Here is a 17,752-nt window from a genome sequence, read left to right as displayed (position 1 = left end):
GCACCGCCGTAGGTTTTAGCCAGTACGGTGGTGATTGCAGCGGTCAGGGTAGTTTTACCGTGGTCAACGTGGCCGATGGTGCCGACGTTAACGTGCGGTTTTGTACGTTCAAATTTTTCTTTAGACACGGCTATATTCCTTACTATAGTGCTCTCCCCTATGGAGAGAGCACGGGACTTAGGTTTTAATCCTGTGGCTTATTTACCACGGGCTTCAATAACGGCCTGAGCAACGTTGTTCGGCGCATCGTCGTACTTCAGGAACTCCATGGAGTAAGAAGCACGGCCTTTGGTCAGAGAACGCAGCTGGGTTGCATATCCGAACATTTCAGACAGCGGAACTTCAGCATGGATAACAACGCCAGTGACGTTGGATTCCTGTCCACGAAGCATACCACGACGGCGGCTCAAGTCACCGATAACGTCACCGGTGTTCTCTTCCGGAGTCTCTACTTCAACCTTCATGATAGGCTCAAGCAGAACTGGTTTCGCTTTCTTAAAGCCATCTTTGAAGGCGATAGAAGCGGCCAGTTTAAACGCCAGCTCAGAGGAGTCAACGTCATGGTAAGAACCGAAGTGCAGACGCACGCCCAGATCAACAACCGGGTAACCAGCCAGTGGGCCGGATTTCAGCTGTTCCTGGATGCCTTTATCAACGGCCGGGATGTATTCGCCAGGAATTACACCACCTTTGATGTCGTTGATGAACTCGTAGCCTTTCGGGTTTGAACCCGGCTCCAGCGGGTACATGTCGATAACAACATGACCGTACTGACCGCGACCACCAGACTGCTTGGCGTGTTTACCTTCGATATCGGTAACTTTCGCGCGAATCGCTTCGCGGTAAGCAACCTGAGGTTTACCGACGTTCGCTTCAACGTTGAATTCACGCTTCATACGGTCAACGATGATGTCGAGGTGCAGTTCACCCATACCAGCGATAATAGTCTGGTTAGATTCTTCGTCAGTCCATACGCGGAAAGACGGGTCTTCTTTAGCCAGACGGCCCAGAGCCAGACCCATTTTTTCCTGGTCAGCTTTGGTTTTCGGTTCTACCGCGATGGAGATTACCGGCTCAGGGAATTCCATACGTTCCAGAATGATCGGGTGATCCGGGTCACACAGAGTGTCACCAGTGGTCACGTCTTTCAGACCGATTGCAGCAGCGATATCGCCCGCGCGAACTTCTTTGATCTCTTCACGTTTGTTGGCGTGCATCTGAACGATACGGCCAAAACGCTCACGTGCAGTTTTCACGGAGTTCAGGATGGTGTCACCGGAGTTAACCACACCAGAGTACACACGGAAGAAGGTCAGGTTACCCACGAACGGGTCAGTAGCGATTTTGAATGCCAGAGCAGCAAACGGCTCATCATCGCTAGCGTGACGCTCAGCCGGAGTATCTTTACCGTCGTCCAGAATACCGTTGATCGCAGGTACGTCGACTGGGGATGGCAGGTAATCAATTACCGCATCCAGCATCGCCTGAACACCTTTGTTCTTAAACGCAGAACCACAGGTTACCAGGATGATTTCGTTGTTCAGAACACGCTGACGCAGAGCTTTTTTGATCTCTTCTTCAGTCAGTTCTTCACCACCCAGGTATTTCTCCATCAGCTCTTCTGAAGCTTCTGCAGCGGACTCGATCAGGTTCTGGTGCCATTCGTCAGCCAGTTCCTGCATGTCAGCCGGGATATCTTCATAAGTGAAGGTTACGCCTGCATCTTCTTCGTTCCAGTTGATGGCTTTCATTTTCACCAGGTCAACAACACCGGTGAACGCTTCTTCAGCGCCAATCGCCAGCTGCAGCGGAACAGGGTTCGCGCCCAGACGGGTTTTGATCTGACCAACAACTTTCAGGAAGTTCGCACCCATACGGTCCATTTTGTTAACGAACGCAATGCGCGGAACTTTATATTTGTTTGCCTGACGCCATACGGTTTCAGACTGAGGCTGAACACCACCAACTGCGCAGTAAACCATTACTGCACCATCAAGCACACGCATGGAACGTTCTACTTCGATAGTGAAGTCAACGTGCCCCGGGGTGTCGATGATGTTTACGCGATGCGGTTCATACTGCTTAGCCATACCAGACCAGAATGCAGTAGTCGCTGCGGAGGTGATAGTAATACCACGCTCCTGCTCCTGCTCCATCCAGTCCATGGTGGCAGCGCCGTCATGAACTTCACCGATTTTATGGTTTACACCGGTGTAGAACAGAATACGTTCGGTAGTAGTGGTTTTACCGGCGTCGATGTGCGCACTGATACCGATGTTACGGTAGCGCGCGATGGGTGTTGTACGAGCCATTTGATTCCTCGTTTATCTTTTAGGCGTTCAATTTAAGTAGCCCAAAGCGGGCTGCTTACTAGAAGCGCCCGCCTGGTGACTAAAACTCCGAAGGGATTACCAACGGTAGTGTGCGAACGCCTTGTTGGCTTCTGCCATACGGTGAACGTCTTCACGTTTCTTAACTGCAGTACCTTTGTTTTCTGCAGCATCAGAAAGTTCGTTCGCCAGGCGCAGAGCCATGGATTTATCACCGCGTTTACGAGCAGCTTCAACGATCCAACGCATTGCCAGGGCATTACGACGGACCGGACGGACTTCAACTGGTACCTGATAAGTAGAACCACCAACGCGGCGAGACTTAACTTCGACAGTCGGGCGCACGTTTTCGAGAGCTACTTCGAAAGCTTCCAGTTCGTTTTTACCAGAACGCTGAGCCAGGGTCTCCAGCGCGCTGTATACGATAGTTTCGGCAGTAGATTTTTTACCATCTACCATCAGGATATTTACAAATTTAGCCAGCAGTTCTGATCCGAACTTCGGATCCGGCAGAATTTTACGCTGACCAATGACGCGACGACGTGGCATGGAAATACTCCGTTGTTAATTCAGGATTGTCCAAAACTCTAAGAGTTTAGTTTGACATTAATATAAAACGTTTGGCCTTACTTAACGGAGAACCATTAAGCCTTAGGACGTTTCACGCCATACTTGGAACGTGATTGCTTACGGTCTTTAACGCCGGAGCAGTCAAGCGCACCACGAACGGTGTGGTAACGAACACCCGGGAGGTCTTTTACACGACCGCCACGGATCAGGATCACGGAGTGCTCCTGCAGGTTGTGACCTTCACCACCGATGTAGGAAGTCACTTCAAAACCGTTAGTCAAACGAACACGGCAAACTTTACGCAGTGCGGAGTTCGGTTTTTTAGGGGTGGTAGTATATACACGAGTACATACGCCACGTTTCTGCGGGCATGCTTCCAGCGCAGGCACGTTGCTTTTTGCAACTTTGCGTGCACGTGGTTTGCGTACCAGCTGGTTAACTGTTGCCATTAAATAGCTCCTGGTTTTAGCTTTTGCTTCGTAAACACGTAATAAAACGACCTCATACAATATGAGGACGCAGAATTTTAGGTCGGTGTCGAAAAGGTGTCAAGAAATATACAACGATCCCGCAATTACCAGGACATCTGGTTGGGATGCTTCACCGTAAGTCTGACGAAGTCAGTATAGCTAACCCTGACGACACTGTCTGAAATTTGACCATCTAACCCGCGAGCTTTAATGTCTTCTTCCAGCACAGAGACCTTAATGGAGGCGTTTTGCAGACTTTCAAGGAAACGGCTTCCTTCTATTGCCGCCGTCACGCCATCCTGGAGCAATAAAAGTTCATCGTCTTTTTCAATCAGGCGAAGAAGAGAGGAGAAATCGGTAAGCCACGCGGAGCGGTGTAGTGTGTGCAGCATGAGAGTCTCAAAACCTTAAAATGACGTCATAGTTGCCTAGCTCACGGCGTAAATCTTCAGGTTCCAGCGCCGTGGCATCAACCACAAAATTAACACCCTGCTGAAGCCCCCGCTCACGTAATGAGGCGGCGCAAAGCCAACATTGATCGATATCGTACAACCCCAACAGCTTGAACGTTGCGATATAGTCTCGTGCCAGAACGACGTCCGGTTGTTGACCCTGGAGGATCTGGAAGACGCCATCGCCGATAAAAAACACGCCGAGATCTTCCGTGAGCGCAGATGTCGCCAGTAATGCATCTAACCCTTCACGGCCGGATGCGCTGCCGTGCGGCACGGTAGAAAAGACAAAAGCAACACGTTTCATTAAAACTGCACCACGCGATCGCAGGTCAAGGACGCCTCAGCCAGCGAACCCAGCCCGCTGAGATTAAAACCTGATTGTAAATTAGCACCTGCCAGTCCAAGCCGCTTTGCTTCAGCCTCATCAACAACACCACGACGCAACGCCGCTGCAACGCAGATATTCAGCGTCACGCCATATTGTTGATTCAGCTGTTGCCAGGCCCGTACCAGATCATACTCATCGCTGGCGGGCGAAGTCAGGAAGTTAGCGTTATACACACCTTCACGATAGAAAAAGACGCTGCATAACTCATGCCCTTCTTTAAGTAGCGCGTGGGCAAATTGCAACGCGCTACTCGCCTGCTGTGTGCCATAAGCAGGTCCCGTCACCATGATGGTAAAGCGCATTACTTGTCTTGCCCCTGGAAATCGCCGCTTTTGAACTGGCGAATATAGAGGTAGACCGTGTGCTTGGAGATATTCAACCGATCGGCGACCTGGTTAATCGCATCTTTAATATCGAAGATACCTTTCTCATACAGATTCAGGACAATCTGGCGGTTTTTCGCATTATTGGAAACATTACGATCGGCATTCACTTCTTCGATCGTGAATTCCAGCGTCTGGGTGACCAAATCTTCTACAGAAGAAGCAAAGTTCACGGCAGAACCCACTTCCGGGGTTTCCGGTGGGATAAAGGTATTCATTATCTGCGAGAATGGCACATCGAGGTTCATATTGATGCACAGCAGACCAATCACGCGATGCTCTCGGTTACGAATGGCAATCGTCACCGACTTCATCAAGACACCGCTTTTCGCGCGCGTGAAGTAACACTTCGACACGCTGCTATCCGCACCCGTCATATCATGCAGCATACGCAATGCAAGGTCGGTTATCGGTGAGCCAATTTTACGGCCCGTGTGTTCACCGTTCGCAATGCGGATAGCCGAGCATTTCAAATCCTGCAAAGAGTGCAATACGATTTCACAATGGGAACCAATGAGCATCGCCAACCCGTCCACTACCGCTTCATAGGATTTAAGGATATCGAAGTCAGTTTGATCGAAAGGACGTTGATCCAGTAAATCTAGCTCACTGGTTTCGTTGGTTAAAAGCGACCTGGACATGAAAAAAAGCACTCCTTTTCAGGAGCCTGTCGTTATGTTGTCAGGGCAGGCTCATCACTATTATAGGGGCATCTAAAGTAATACAGCGCACAAGGCGCTTTCCAGTATTAATTATATCCTGTCGATAATAAAAAACCGCCGCCCTGTGGGCGGCGGTTACTGTTCGCTTACTTTTTGCTGCTGTCTGCAGCTTTATCGGCCGGTGCAGCATCTGGCTGCGCCTCGGCTTTCGGTGCCGGTTTGATGTCTAACAGTTCAACATCAAATACCAGCGTAGAGTTGGCCGGAATACCCGGAACGCCGGTTTTGCCGTAAGCCAGATCCGGTGGGATAACCAGCTGAATTTTACCGCCTTTCTTGATATTTTTCAGGCCTTCGGTCCAGCCAGGGATAACACCATCAAGACGGAAAGAGAGCGGCTCGCCACGGGTGTAGGAGTTGTCAAACTCTTTACCATCAATCAGCGTACCTTTGTAGTTTACAACCACGGTATCGCTGTCTTTCGGCGCTGCGCCAGTACCTTCTTTCTCTACTTTGTAGATCAAGCCAGTGGAAGAGGTTTTAACGCCTTTCTCTTTAGCAAATTTCTCACGGTAAACTTTACCTTTGGCTTCATTGTCAGCCGCGTCTTTTTCCATTTTCGCCTGAGCGGAACTCTTCACACGCGCTTCAAACGCCTGCAGAGTTTGTTCGATTTCCTGGTCGGACAGTTTGCTCTTGTCAGCAAACGCATCCTGAACGCCAGCGATCAGCTGATCTTTATCCAGTTTGATGCCCAGCTTTTCCTGCTCTTTCAGGGAGTTTTCCATATAACGACCCAGGGACGCGCCCAGCGCGTAAGCGGCTTTTTGGTCGTCATTCTTGAATGCTGCTTTGCTGTCAGCAGTAGCGGCTGGTTTCGCAGCATCAGCAGCGAAGGTGATCGGGGCATGCAGAGCAACAGCCATTGTGGTCGCCAGCAGCGTTACTTTAAACAGTGATTTCATCCATCTCTCCAGGGCCGGGGCATCTCACCCCAGGGTTATCTAACATAAAAATGTACTATAAAGCGTTGCAGAACAAATCAACATACAGGCACGCCCTATTATCACCACTTTTCAGACTCTTTTTGTTTAAATTAGTTTCGTTGCTGAAGATTGAGTGCTGTGCAAACAGGCAAAGTTAAGTAGAATTCGCCGCAGTCCGCGATCTGCCGGAGAAAAAAGAAAGAGGTGAATCATGCAGGATACAACATTGGAAACTCGCCTGGCCGAGCTGGAAAGCCGCCTGGCATTTCAGGAAATCACCATTGAAGAGCTCAACGTGACGGTAACTGCGCATGAACTGGAAATGGCCAAACTACGCGATCATTTGCGTCTGCTGACTGAGAAGCTGAAAGCCACGCAGCCGTCCCACATCGCGTCTCAGTCCGAAGAGACCCCGCCGCCACATTATTAAGACGTAAAAAAAGCGGGAATATCCCGCTTTTTTTGTGCCCGATAGCGCGAACGCTTAGCAGGCCTACTCACATATACCCAAAGGATTTCAAATCACAGCAAGGCGGCAAGCTTGAGGAAGTCCCGGGAGCATAGATAACTATGTGACCGGGATTTGAAAGCGCAGCCAACACCGCTGTGGGTTGAAAGATGAAGGGTATTAGTGGCAACCGCAGCCGCCGCCGTTACCTTTACCGCCACCGCCGCAGCAGCCTTCGCCACCGTGCTCGTGACCATGGTCGTGGCCGTGACCACCGCAGCAACCATCGTGACCGTGGTCATGATCGTGGTCGTGACCGTGCGCGCCGTGAACGTGGCCATGAGCCAGTTCTTCTTCGGTCGCTTCGCGGATAGCAACAACTTCTACGTTGAATTTCAGGTTCTGGCCAGCCAGCATGTGGTTACCGTCAACCACAACGTGGTCGTCTTCCACTTCGGTAATTTCTACCGGTACTGGACCCTGGTCAGTTTCAGCCAGGAAACGCATGCCAACCTGCAGTTCGTCAACGCCCATGAAGACGTCTTTAGGAACGCGCTGCACCAGGTTTTCGTCGTACTGACCGTACGCGTCGTTTGCGCCAACAGCAACGTCGAATTTGTCGCCAACTTCATGACCGTCCAGCGCTGTTTCCAGGCCAGAAATCAGGGAACCGTGACCATGCAGGTAGTCCAGCGGTGCACTCACCGGAGACTCATCAACCAACACACCGTCTTCTGTACGTACCTGATAGGCCAGGCTGACCACCAGGTCCTTTGCTACTTTCATGATATCTCCTGAGCATGGAAAGAATAGTGGCGCAGATTGTAGCGGAATTCTGCACCCGTGTACCCTCTAGCTTAAAAAAAGCTGCGCCATATCGCTAGTCCGGATGAAAAATCCCGATCACTTGCTCTTCTTTGCGAACATGTTCGCGCGCCTCTTTATCGGCTTCCCGCATCTGATGACCACACTTAACACACTCAACAATATCGATATTATTTTCGCGCCACATCGCCAGCGAATCCTGTGCCTGGCAGGACGGACATTTTGCGCCTGCAATAAAACGTTTACGAATTGCCATGATTACCTCTACTCAAATTCATCCCAGCCATCCAGCTGACGTCGTTCTTGCTGCATCTCACGCTGGAAGATCTCCTCCAGTTCACGCCGGGCTTCCCTGGCTCGCGAGATTTGTACCGTGTCGGTATGTATGGGGATCAGTTCCCGCAACATGCGCATATCGAGCCGCCGAAAATGCAGCTGAGCACGCTGAGCCTGGTGCGGATGCATCCCCAACGTAACCAGCGTTTTACGCCCCAGCTCCAGCGCACTGGAGAACGTTTCGCGGGAAAACTGCGTCACACCAGCCTGTAATAACTCATGTGCCTCTACACGTCCGCGCGCTCGCGCAAGAATATGTAAATGCGGAAAGTACTGTTGGCAAAGTTCCACCAGTTTCATGGTGTCTTCGGGTTCATTACAAGTAATGACGATGGATTGTGCCGCTTCAGCCCCCGCGGAACGCAGCAGATCCACTTGGGTGGCATCACCGTAATAGACCTTATAGCCATATTTGCGCATCAAATTCACCGCGCTGATATCTCGCTCCAGGACGGTAATACGCATTTTATTGGCCATCAGTAAGCGACCAATGACCTGACCAAAACGCCCAAACCCCACGACAATGACCTGCGGTTTATCATCCTCCACCCAGGGTTTTTCATCTTCTTCATCCGAGCCGTTAAACTGGCGGGAGAGCCATTTATCAATCAGCTTCATCACCAGCGGCGTGGTCATCATCGACAACGTGACGGTCACCAGCAGTAGCGCCATTTGATCGCCCTGAAACAATCGTTGCGAGGATGCCGTTGAAAACAGCACGAAAGCGAATTCACCGCCCTGGCTTAACACGCCGGCAAACTGCATTCGTTCAGAGCTTCTCATGCCGTTCAGTCGTGCCAGCACATACAGCACCAGCATTTTTACGACCACCAGCACGATTACGCTCGCCGCTACCCACAGAATATGGGTATAGAGCACGCCGAGATTGAGCGACATGCCTACGGAGATGAAAAACAGTCCGAGCAACAAGCCTTTAAAAGGATCGATTGCCGTTTCCAGCTCATGGCGGTATTCGCTTTCCGCCAGCAGCACGCCCGCGATAAACGTTCCCAGCGCCATCGACAATCCCAGCGCATCCATAAATAGCGCGGAACCCAGTACCAACAGCAGCGTAGCGGCGGTGAACACTTCCCGCACGCCAGACCCCGCAATGAAGCGGAAAACAGGGCGCAGCAAATAGCGTCCGCCAATCAACATGCCGGCGAAAGCCAACACCTTCATGCCCACTTTGATCCAGTCAAAATGTTCATCGGCAGACCCCGCCAGCAATGGAACCAGCGCCAGTGCGGGGATCACTGCCAAATCCTGGAACAGCAGCACCGAAAAACCCAGTTGCCCGGATTCGCTACGGTTCATGCCTTTTTCACGCATCAACTGTAGCGCCATAGCGGTCGATGACATCGCCAGACCAATGCCGCCGACCACTGCCGCTTGCCAGGAGAACGCAGTGAGCATCAGCAAGCCAGCCAGCACCACTGCGCTCAGCATCACCTGCGCGGCACCGACACCAAAAATTGAACGCCGCAATTGCCATAACTTGGCCGGGTTAAGTTCCAGCCCAATGATGAACATCAAAAAGACGACGCCCAGTTCGGAAAAGTGCAGGATTTCATCCACATCGCTAATGAATCCTAATCCCCACGGGCCGATAGCGATCCCCGCCAGCAAGTACCCTAATACCGGGCCAATACCCAGCCGCGATGCCAGCGGCACCGCAGCTACCGCCGCGAAGAGGAACAACACTCCCGCTGTCAATAAATCAGAGCCTTCCATCAGCGGCCTCCCACAGGAATCGGATTCACCAGCCAGTCACCGTACGCTTTAGCATGACTGTCCAGCTCCTGCTTCGTTTGCCGCCTTGCCCAGTAAACAATGATTGGGCTCATCCAGTGCATGCGGCACATACCGGCCGTTAGCTCAAAAGGACGCAGTACATCGCTCATCGGATAACGGTTCAGCGCGTCATAACGGTACGCGCTTTCGGGTTCACCGGTGGTGATGACGCTTCGCCAGTACTTTCCCGCCAGTTGATTCCCTCCGGGACCGCTGGCAAATCCGCGGCTCAGTACGCGGTCAAACCACTCCTTTAATAGCGCCGGGCAGCTATAGGTGTAGAGAGGATGTTGAAAAACAATCACATCATGCTCACGCAGCAGCGCCTGCTCATGCGGAATGTCGATAAAAAAATCAGGATAGTGCGCGTAAAGATCGTGCACGGTAACATTACTGAGCTGCATGGCCGGTTTAAGCAGTACCCGGTTCGCGACCGAGTCCTGAGATTCCGGATGGGCATACAGCAGCAACACTTTCGCTGGCTGGAACATCATCCCCCTCCCGGTTTTGTCTTTTGTCTATTTTCGACGTTTTGGGCTACCATTGCGCCTCGGTGCGGCAAACGGCCCGCACATTACATTATCATAATGATAAATTAACATAGTCTGAACATACGGCGCCTTATGATTGTTTTCTCATCGTTACAAATTCGTCGCGGCGTGCGCGTCTTGCTGGACAATGCCACGGCCACCATTAATCCAGGGCAGAAAGTTGGTCTGGTGGGCAAAAATGGCTGCGGTAAATCTACTCTGCTGGCATTGCTGAAAAATGAAATCAGCGCTGACGCCGGAGGATTTACCTATCCGGGAAACTGGCAACTCGCCTGGGTGAATCAGGAAACGCCAGCATTGCCACAGCCCGCGCTGGAGTACGTGATTGACGGCGACCGCGAGTATCGTCAACTGGAAGCGCAGTTGAACGATGCCAACGAACGTAACGATGGACACGCTATTGCCACCGTCCATGGCAAGCTGGATGCCATTGACGCCTGGACCGTACGCTCACGCGCGGCAAGCCTGCTGCATGGCCTCGGCTTCTCCAATGAACAGCTTGAACGTCCGGTCAGCGATTTTTCCGGCGGCTGGCGTATGCGTCTTAACCTGGCCCAGGCGCTGATTTGCCGTTCAGACCTTCTGCTGCTTGATGAACCGACCAACCACCTCGATCTTGACGCAGTGATCTGGCTGGAAAGATGGCTGAAAAGCTATCAGGGTACGCTGATTTTGATTTCCCACGACCGCGATTTCCTCGATCCGGTAGTAGATAAAATTATTCATATCGAACAGCAAACCATGTTCGAGTACACCGGCAACTACAGCGCGTTTGAAATCCAGCGCGCCACCCGCCTCGCGCAGCAACAGGCGATGTACGAAAGTCAGCAGGAGCGCGTGGCGCATCTGCAAAGCTACATCGATCGTTTCCGCGCTAAAGCAACGAAAGCAAAACAGGCGCAGAGCCGTATCAAAATGCTGGAACGCATGGAGCTAATTGCCCCTGCGCATGTCGACAACCCGTTCCACTTCAGCTTCCGTCAACCGGAAAGCCTGCCAAACCCGCTCTTGAAGATGGAGAAGGTCAGCGCCGGCTATGGCGATCGCGTCATTCTCGATTCGATCAAACTGAATCTGGTGCCGGGTTCACGCATCGGCCTGCTCGGTCGTAACGGCGCGGGTAAATCAACCCTGATTAAGCTGCTGGCGGGCGAACTGGCCCCCATCAGCGGTGAAATCGGGCTCGCCAAGGGCATTAAACTGGGTTACTTCGCACAGCATCAGCTGGAGTTTTTACGTGCCGATGAATCGCCCATCCAGCACCTGGCGCGCATGGCGCCGCAGGAGCTGGAGCAGAAACTGCGCGACTACCTCGGCGGCTTCGGCTTCCAGGGCGATAAAGTCAGCGAACAGACCGCCCGCTTCTCCGGTGGTGAAAAAGCGCGTCTGGTGCTGGCACTGATCGTCTGGCAGCGCCCGAACCTGCTGCTGCTTGATGAACCGACTAACCACCTGGATTTGGATATGCGTCAGGCGCTGACCGAAGCGCTGATCGATTTCGAAGGCGCGCTGGTCGTGGTCTCGCACGACCGTCATCTGATTCGCTCCACGACCGACGACCTCTATCTGGTGCACGACAAGAAAGTCGAGCCGTTTGACGGCGATCTGGAAGATTATCAACAGTGGCTGAGCGATGTGCAGAAACAGGAAAACCAGAGCGACGAACCGGCGAAGGAGAGCGTGAACAGCGCCCAGGCGCGTAAGGATCAGAAGCGTCGCGAAGCTGAACTCCGCACTCTGACGCAGCCGCTGCGCAAAGAGATCGCCCGTCTGGAAAAAGAGATGGAGAAACTACAGGCACAGTTGGCGCAGGCGGAAGAAAAACTCGGTGATAGCGAACTGTACGATCAAAGTCGCAAAGCCGAACTCACGGCCTGTTTGCAGCAGCAGGCGAACGCAAAATCCGGGCTGGATGAGTGTGAAATGGCCTGGCTGGATGCGCAGGAACAGCTCGAACAGATGCTGGCCGACTAACTATAGGAAGACGATGATGAATCAGCTGACGACCAACGATATTACCTTCCGCAAGCTGAGCATCTTCATGACCTTTATGGAGAAGGGCAACATCGCCCGTACCGCCGAGGCGCTGAACATCAGCGGCGTTAGCGTTCACCGGGCGCTGCACACGCTGGAAGAGAACGTTCGTTGCCCGCTGTTCGTTCACAAAGGGCGTAATCTTATCGCCCAGCCCGCAGCGTGGACGTTGCTGGAATACTGCCAGGAAGTCACCCAACTGATGGAACGCGGGCTGGAAGAGACGCGCAAAACGGCGGGCGTAGGCCAGGGCCGCCTGCGGGTGGGCACGCTCTACTCGCTGACGCTGGAGACGGTGCCGCACCTGATTATGGGCATGAAACTGCGCCGCCCGGACCTGGAGCTGGATCTCACCATGGGATCCAACGAAGCGCTGCTGAAGATGCTGGAAGATGGCGTGCTGGACGCCATCCTCATCTCCATTTCAGAAAGCGAAATCGACCGCAACAGCCTCGAAGTGCTGCCCCTGTTCCACGACGATATCTACCTTGCCGCGCCGATGACCGCTGGGCTGGATACCACCGCGAAGGCGGACCTGCGTCACTATCGTAATGAGAAATTTGTCTCGCTGGCGGAAGGGTTTGCCACCTACGCCGGTTTTCAGGAAGCGTTTCATATCGCCGGATTTGAGCCGGAGATCGTCACGCGGGTGAACGACATCTTCTCCATGCTCAGTCTGGTACAGGCAGGAGTGGGTTTCTGTTTGATGCCGGGGCGAATGAAGAAAATGTATGAGAATACCGTGAAGCTGCAAAAGCTCGCCGAGCCGTATCAGATGCAGCAGCTTATCGCCATCGTCTTTGCCCGCAACCGCGAGCGCGACCCAAGCCTATTGGCGCTGGCCGCCGAAGGACGCATGTACGCCAGGACGCTGAACCAGAACGCCTGATTTGCCGGATGGCGACGCTCTGCGTCTTATCCGGCCTACAATCACAACGTAGCCCGAGCCGTAGGCCCGATAAGCGCAGCGCCATCGGGCCATCACATCACGCACGAAGGCGCTTTGCCAGATGCACAGCCACATCCATACCGCTGCGTTCCAGAGCGATAGACTCCCCTTCCCATGCAGCCTGACGCGTCAGGCAGGTCAGCACGCCACCGGGTGGCATTTCAATCGCCAGCCGCGCTTCACGTTCGTTAGCGGAGATAACCGCCTCCTGCCATCGCACCGTGCGCGCCATATTCATCGCCAGATCGTCGGCAATGCGTTCCGGCTGCCACAGCACGCGCCCGGTACTGCCGCTCAGATAGGCGTAGCGTGGACGGGAAAGCGTCACCTGGCTGAACGCCTCAACCAGCTTTTGCGCGGGCTCGGCCAGCAATTCACAATGCGATGGCACGCTCACCGCCAGGCGATGCGCTTTACTTGCCCCTTTTGCCATCGCGCGTTTTGCCACTTCGGCCATCGCTTCATCGGTACCGGCAATCACAATCTGTGTTTCCGCATTCAGGTTGGCGATGTAAGTACCGCTATCAGCTACCAGCGCTTCCACCTGATTGAGCGTCAGCCCCATAATGGCCGTCAGACCGTAACCATGTGGGTATGCTTGCTCCATTAAGTCACCGCGCAGCGCCACCAGCCGCAGCGCATCGCTGAATTCCAGCGCACCCGCGATAACCGCTGCCGGATAAGCGCCGATCGACAGCCCGCTGACGATATCCGGCGCTACGCCACGACGTTCCAGCTCACGCGCCCAGGCAACGCCAGCAATCAGCAGAGACAGTTGAACGGCTCGGGTATGTTTCAACGCTTCAGGGCTATCCAGCGTATCCACCTCGGCCCCCAGCACGTCACGCGCCTGGGTCAGCTCCGTCCCCGGAAGGTTTTGCAGCATCCCTGGGTGCTGCGTCCCCTGCCCCGGGAAGGTAAACAGAATTTTCATGACTCCTCCCTGCCCCACGGGTCGCGGACCAACTGCGGCCCCTGTGAGGTTTTTAACAGCGCTTTTCCATCGCGCAGCCACTCATTGAGGGCAAAGCCGCCGCGCGGGGTATCTACCTGGGTATCTGCCCGGCACAGCCCGCCCGCCAGCTGCAGCTGCCACTTCTCCAGCGCCTCACGGGAGAGCGGCTGCGGCGCGCGGATCAGCAGATCCAAATCGCTTGCCGCGTGGATAACCGGGATCCCGGTCGCCAGCGCATAGCCGGTACTCCCGGTAATACCCCACGTCCACGGCCACGCCTGCTGCGCCAATAACAAAGCCACCTGAACCGGTGGCTGAGAGATAAAGGGCGAACGCAGCAGCGACAGCGGATCCACCAGCGATTCCGGCGAGCAGACGCGAACGACCGCCTCCGCTTTTACCCAACCGGCGGCGCGCTGCTCGCGTTTCATCCCGCGGACACCCACGGGAATGCGCCCCTGCGCATCAACATCACGCCGCACCACTACCGGCAGGCCGCTATGCCAGACGGTATCCACCCAGGATTCCGTGACATCTTCAAGCGCGTCGCGCGCGTTCAGCCAGATTAAGTCGTGTGGGCGTAATGTTGTGCTCATGATTTAGATTCCTGAAGTCAGCGAGATAAACAGCGGCAGCGACAGGATACACAGTACCGAGCTCAACAGCAGCACGGCTTCTGCATCCGGCGACTGCACGCCAAAGCGGTTACCGAATACCACACCGAAGAAGCCCGCGGACAGCGCAATCATCAGGATAGCGGTAATCGCTACGGAGCCATGCAGGCCGAAAATCAGCACGATACCCCAGGCAATCGCCGGTTGAATCAACAGTTTAGCGATAGTTGAGGTGATCACCACGGTGTTGATCTGCAGTTTACGCGCAGAGAGGATCACACCAGTCAGGAACAGCGCCGCCGCAGTAGCAGACAGACCCAGCGGTTTAATGGCCGCCAGCACCAGCTCCGGCATTTTAATACCAATGGCAGAGAGGATAACCCCCAACAGCGGCCCCATCACGATCGGTTTTTTAATCGAACGCCACATCAGCACCGGCAGCATGGAGAGCGTAGAGCCGGAGTTACCGCCTTCCGCACGCGCTTTCTCACGTTCGAGGATCAGCAGGCAGAACGGCGTCATCAGCACAGAGCCGCAGGCGATGGAAACGGCAACGGACAGCGAGGTGGAAGAGGTTTCACCCAGCACGCTACCCAGAATCGGCAGACCCAGCGCGGCGTAGTTTGGCAGCGCAACGGTCAGGGTCAGCACGGCGGCATCCTGCGGTGATTTTTTGAAGAGTTTGGTCGCCATAAAGTAGATGGCGGCATAGGTAATCCACATTGCCAGCGTCAGCACCACAATCAGCGGCGACTGCGCAACGATGCCGGCCCACGGTGTTTGTACCGTGGCGCTAAACAGCGCGGCGGGTAACGCAAAGTCCATCACGAAGATATTGAGCAGGGAGACATTCTTGTTGTCCACCATTTTGGCCTTCCCGGCCCAGAATCCTAGCAGCATGATGACGAAAATCGGAGCAAGAGCATGAACAATTACGTAAGTCATATTTCACCTGTAATCTTAAAAGAAGTAGCACTGACGCGATGATTGTTATTTTTCAGATGCAGCGACCCACGCGGGTGCTGTCACTGCACCCACGGAGTCGTACATCCGGCAGGTCTCTTTTTTACTTACCAGCTTGCTCGCATGCGTTCGCGTACGAGGGCAGAGCTGCGGCGATTGTCAGCGCCCAGACGGCTTTTCAGCGTCGGGTCCTGACGCGCGTCGTTGATGGCCTGTTGCAGAGTGTTTTTCACCAGCGCCAGATCGCTAGCAGAAGGCGCGTCCGGATTGCTGATATCCAGCAGATTTTCCAGCAGCCCCAGGGTGGCGTAATTGCTGATGTCATACGCCATCGGCGGAATAGTTGCCGCCAGTTTTTCCAGCGCCTCAACGGTACGCAGGGTGATGCGCGCCGCGGACTCTTTGCCCATCGCGTGAATCAGTACGCCTTTATCGTTGAAGGCGATCAGGCGGTTTGCCTGGTAGCCGTGCGCCAGAAATGCCCCGGACATCGCTTTACCGACGATAAGGCCGATCACCGGGTGGCCTGCCAGACGCGCATTGGCATACGCCGCTGCGGCTCCGGCCAGCGCCTGGTGAATCCCAAAGCCCTCTTCACGACGACCGTAGGCCTGGCTCGGCACGTCAATCACCGCCACTATCGGGCGCTTCACGGCTTTATCGGCATCGGCGGCGATGGTTTCGCTTACCACTTTCGCCAGGGTCCAGCCTTCCAGCAGGCCCACTTCACCTTTAGTGGCGCGCGGGTAGTGGTTATGGGCATCCGGAACCACGGCGATAAAGCGCACGTTTTCACCCTTCAGCTCGCCGTCGGCAGCCTGGACGGACGGGCACAGCCCTGCAATACGTTTGGCACCTGGCGCCAGGGTTTCCAGCCATAATTCGCCACGGCTAATTACGTTACTCATCATTTCACCTCCCGGGCGAAGAGCGCATGAATCTGTTCGGTATCGGCCTGTTTACGCGTGTCGAAGTTGGTCAGGCGTTCGAGATACCAGTCGTAGTTATCGGTGCGATGTTTTGCCGGAACGCCTTTCGCCAGCGCCTCGTTCATGGCGGCTTTCACCGCGTTCACACCGTCGTTGACCAGTGCTTCTACCAGCCCACTTTGGTAGCGAACTTCACCACCGGTCATGCTCCAGATAAACGGACGGTCACGGGAGTCATACTCTTCAATCCCGGCTTCCTGTTCGATAACCTGCGGGCCGTTCAGGCCCAGACGCGCTTCACGGGTGACAATCAGATAGCTACACAGTGCGGCGGCGATAGACATCCCGCCGAAGCAGCCGACTGTCCCGGCGACAATGCCAACCACCGGGGTATAACGGCGCAGATCAACAATCGCCGCATGAATATCGGCAATCGCCGCCAGCCCCAGGTTGGCTTCCTGCAAACGCACGCCGCCGGTTTCCAGGCTCAGTACGGCCTGAGTCGGAATACCGTTGCGGTTATCTTCCGCCGCAAGCTCCAGCGCCGCCGCCATTTTGGCACCGGACACCTCGCCCATACTGCCGCCCTGGAACGCGCCTTCAATCGCTACAACAACGGCCGGTTTGCCGTTAATGGTGCCTTTCGCCACCACCATGCCGTCATCGGCCTGCGGGACGATGCCCTGCGCGCCGAGCCACGGGGACATCACGCCTTCAAACGGGTCGAGCAGTTCACGGTAGCTGCCTTCATCCAGCAGCGCATGTGCACGCTGACGTGCTTTTAATTCGATAAAACTGCGGTCATCACGCATAGCTCACCTCTTCAAAAACCTGTTCGATACGAATGCGCGCCACGCCCGGCGTCGCGCCGAAGTCATGGATGGTCAGTTGGCCTGCCGGCAGGCTGCTGACCGTCTGCAGACGGTTGAACAGCGCTTCCCAGCGGCGGGTGCTGTTATCGACAGAAGTGGTGATATCAATGGTTAACGTCTGGCCCTGGTCGGCGGTGAATAACACCTCCATATCCCCGGAGCCCACAACGCCTGCCAGCGCTTTGCCGCTTAAGGTGCGGCTGGCCGGTACGGTTAACGTAATGTGTTCCATAACATC

General features: G+C 54.5%; 22 protein-coding genes. 3 read left to right on the top strand and 19 right to left on the bottom strand.

Features of this window, described 5'->3' with window-relative positions; all coding sequences use genetic code 11:
- From FDW92_RS22285 to fkpA, 9 genes are all read right to left on the bottom strand, one after another.
- The coding region (locus FDW92_RS22285; protein WP_000031651.1) for a GTP-binding protein at positions 1-128 on the bottom strand (128 nt) is incomplete at its 3' end.
- A gap of 69 nt (positions 129-197) precedes the next feature.
- On the bottom strand, positions 198-2,312 hold the full coding sequence (gene fusA, locus FDW92_RS22280; protein WP_038634754.1) for an elongation factor G: 2,115 nt from the start codon (positions 2,310-2,312) through the stop codon (positions 198-200).
- 96 nt (positions 2,313-2,408) lie between these two features.
- Positions 2,409-2,879: a 30S ribosomal protein S7 gene (gene rpsG / locus FDW92_RS22275; protein ID WP_003023657.1), complete on the bottom strand. Its 471-nt coding sequence runs from the start codon at positions 2,877-2,879 to the stop codon at positions 2,409-2,411.
- A 95-nt stretch (positions 2,880-2,974) separates the two neighbouring features.
- Positions 2,975-3,349 carry a 30S ribosomal protein S12 gene (gene rpsL / locus FDW92_RS22270; RefSeq protein ID WP_003023654.1) on the bottom strand — a complete coding sequence of 125 codons (375 nt, stop codon included), beginning with the start codon at positions 3,347-3,349 and terminating at the stop codon, positions 2,975-2,977.
- Between the two features lie 125 nt (positions 3,350-3,474).
- A complete protein-coding gene (gene tusB, locus FDW92_RS22265) occupies positions 3,475-3,762 on the bottom strand; it encodes a sulfurtransferase complex subunit TusB (protein ID WP_038634759.1) in 288 nt (95 codons plus the stop codon).
- A 7-nt stretch (positions 3,763-3,769) separates the two neighbouring features.
- Positions 3,770-4,129: a sulfurtransferase complex subunit TusC gene (tusC, locus tag FDW92_RS22260; RefSeq protein WP_042312086.1), complete on the bottom strand. Its 360-nt coding sequence runs from the start codon at positions 4,127-4,129 to the stop codon at positions 3,770-3,772.
- Positions 4,129-4,515, bottom strand: coding sequence for a sulfurtransferase complex subunit TusD (gene tusD, locus FDW92_RS22255; RefSeq protein WP_042312083.1), 387 nt, complete (start codon positions 4,513-4,515; stop codon positions 4,129-4,131). Before tusD ends, tusC begins: the two co-directional genes overlap by 1 nt.
- Positions 4,515-5,237, bottom strand: a complete 723-nt coding sequence (locus FDW92_RS22250) for a transcriptional regulator (RefSeq protein ID WP_003023643.1) — start codon at positions 5,235-5,237, stop codon at positions 4,515-4,517. Before FDW92_RS22250 ends, tusD begins: the two co-directional genes overlap by 1 nt.
- A gap of 167 nt (positions 5,238-5,404) precedes the next feature.
- A complete protein-coding gene (gene fkpA / locus FDW92_RS22245) occupies positions 5,405-6,223 on the bottom strand; it encodes an FKBP-type peptidyl-prolyl cis-trans isomerase (RefSeq protein ID WP_042312080.1) in 819 nt (272 codons plus the stop codon).
- A gap of 232 nt (positions 6,224-6,455) precedes the next feature.
- Here fkpA and FDW92_RS22240 point away from each other — a divergent pair, with 232 nt between their 5' ends.
- Complete coding sequence (locus tag FDW92_RS22240; RefSeq protein WP_038634770.1) at positions 6,456-6,674, top strand: protein SlyX; 219 nt, start codon at positions 6,456-6,458, stop codon at positions 6,672-6,674.
- A 198-nt stretch (positions 6,675-6,872) separates the two neighbouring features.
- On the opposite strand, the gene slyD is transcribed toward FDW92_RS22240, so the two are convergent.
- The 4 genes from slyD to kefG form a co-directional block, all read right to left on the bottom strand.
- Positions 6,873-7,478 (bottom strand): peptidylprolyl isomerase, encoded by a 606-nt coding sequence (slyD, locus tag FDW92_RS22235; RefSeq protein WP_003023634.1) that lies wholly within the window; start codon positions 7,476-7,478, stop codon positions 6,873-6,875.
- 94 nt (positions 7,479-7,572) lie between these two features.
- Positions 7,573-7,773, bottom strand: a complete 201-nt coding sequence (locus tag FDW92_RS22230) for a YheV family putative zinc ribbon protein (RefSeq protein ID WP_005121675.1) — start codon at positions 7,771-7,773, stop codon at positions 7,573-7,575.
- A gap of 8 nt (positions 7,774-7,781) precedes the next feature.
- Positions 7,782-9,587: a glutathione-regulated potassium-efflux system protein KefB gene (kefB, locus tag FDW92_RS22225; RefSeq protein WP_042312077.1), complete on the bottom strand. Its 1,806-nt coding sequence runs from the start codon at positions 9,585-9,587 to the stop codon at positions 7,782-7,784.
- Positions 9,587-10,138: a glutathione-regulated potassium-efflux system ancillary protein KefG gene (gene kefG / locus FDW92_RS22220; protein ID WP_024136663.1), complete on the bottom strand. Its 552-nt coding sequence runs from the start codon at positions 10,136-10,138 to the stop codon at positions 9,587-9,589. The genes kefB and kefG overlap by 1 nt, the downstream gene beginning before the upstream one ends.
- 132 nt (positions 10,139-10,270) lie before the next feature.
- Here kefG and FDW92_RS22215 point away from each other — a divergent pair, with 132 nt between their 5' ends.
- Positions 10,271-12,172, top strand: coding sequence for an ABC transporter ATP-binding protein (locus tag FDW92_RS22215; RefSeq protein ID WP_042312075.1), 1,902 nt, complete (start codon positions 10,271-10,273; stop codon positions 12,170-12,172).
- 16 nt (positions 12,173-12,188) lie between these two features.
- Positions 12,189-13,121: a LysR family transcriptional regulator gene (locus FDW92_RS22210; protein WP_042312072.1), complete on the top strand. Its 933-nt coding sequence runs from the start codon at positions 12,189-12,191 to the stop codon at positions 13,119-13,121.
- 97 nt (positions 13,122-13,218) lie between these two features.
- Here FDW92_RS22210 and mdcH read toward each other — a convergent pair whose 3' ends face one another.
- The 6 genes from mdcH to mdcC all read right to left on the bottom strand — a co-directional run bounded on the left by mdcH (position 13,219) and on the right by mdcC (position 17,746).
- Positions 13,219-14,115 carry a malonate decarboxylase subunit epsilon gene (gene mdcH, locus FDW92_RS22205; protein ID WP_042312069.1) on the bottom strand — a complete coding sequence of 299 codons (897 nt, stop codon included), beginning with the start codon at positions 14,113-14,115 and terminating at the stop codon, positions 13,219-13,221.
- Positions 14,112-14,732 carry a malonate decarboxylase holo-ACP synthase gene (locus FDW92_RS22200; RefSeq protein ID WP_042312067.1) on the bottom strand — a complete coding sequence of 207 codons (621 nt, stop codon included), beginning with the start codon at positions 14,730-14,732 and terminating at the stop codon, positions 14,112-14,114. The genes mdcH and FDW92_RS22200 overlap by 4 nt, the downstream gene beginning before the upstream one ends.
- Before the next feature lie 3 nt (positions 14,733-14,735).
- Entirely contained in the window at positions 14,736-15,695 is a 960-nt protein-coding gene (locus tag FDW92_RS22195; RefSeq protein WP_042312064.1) for an AEC family transporter, read from the bottom strand.
- Positions 15,696-15,820: 125 nt separating this feature from the next.
- Positions 15,821-16,621: a biotin-independent malonate decarboxylase subunit gamma gene (gene mdcE / locus FDW92_RS22190; protein ID WP_042312061.1), complete on the bottom strand. Its 801-nt coding sequence runs from the start codon at positions 16,619-16,621 to the stop codon at positions 15,821-15,823.
- Positions 16,621-17,454: a biotin-independent malonate decarboxylase subunit beta gene (locus FDW92_RS22185; protein WP_042312059.1), complete on the bottom strand. Its 834-nt coding sequence runs from the start codon at positions 17,452-17,454 to the stop codon at positions 16,621-16,623. Before FDW92_RS22185 ends, mdcE begins: the two co-directional genes overlap by 1 nt.
- Entirely contained in the window at positions 17,447-17,746 is a 300-nt protein-coding gene (gene mdcC, locus FDW92_RS22180; protein WP_042312056.1) for a malonate decarboxylase acyl carrier protein, read from the bottom strand. The genes FDW92_RS22185 and mdcC overlap by 8 nt, the downstream gene beginning before the upstream one ends.
- Between the last annotated feature and the right edge of the window lie 6 nt (positions 17,747-17,752).

The sequence above is a fragment of the Citrobacter sp. wls706 genome, assembly GCF_005281305.1.
GTDB classification, from domain to species: Bacteria; Pseudomonadota; Gammaproteobacteria; order Enterobacterales; family Enterobacteriaceae; genus Citrobacter; species Citrobacter werkmanii.
Note: the sequence above shows the minus strand (reverse complement) of the source record. Positions and strands in the feature narration are given on the sequence as shown.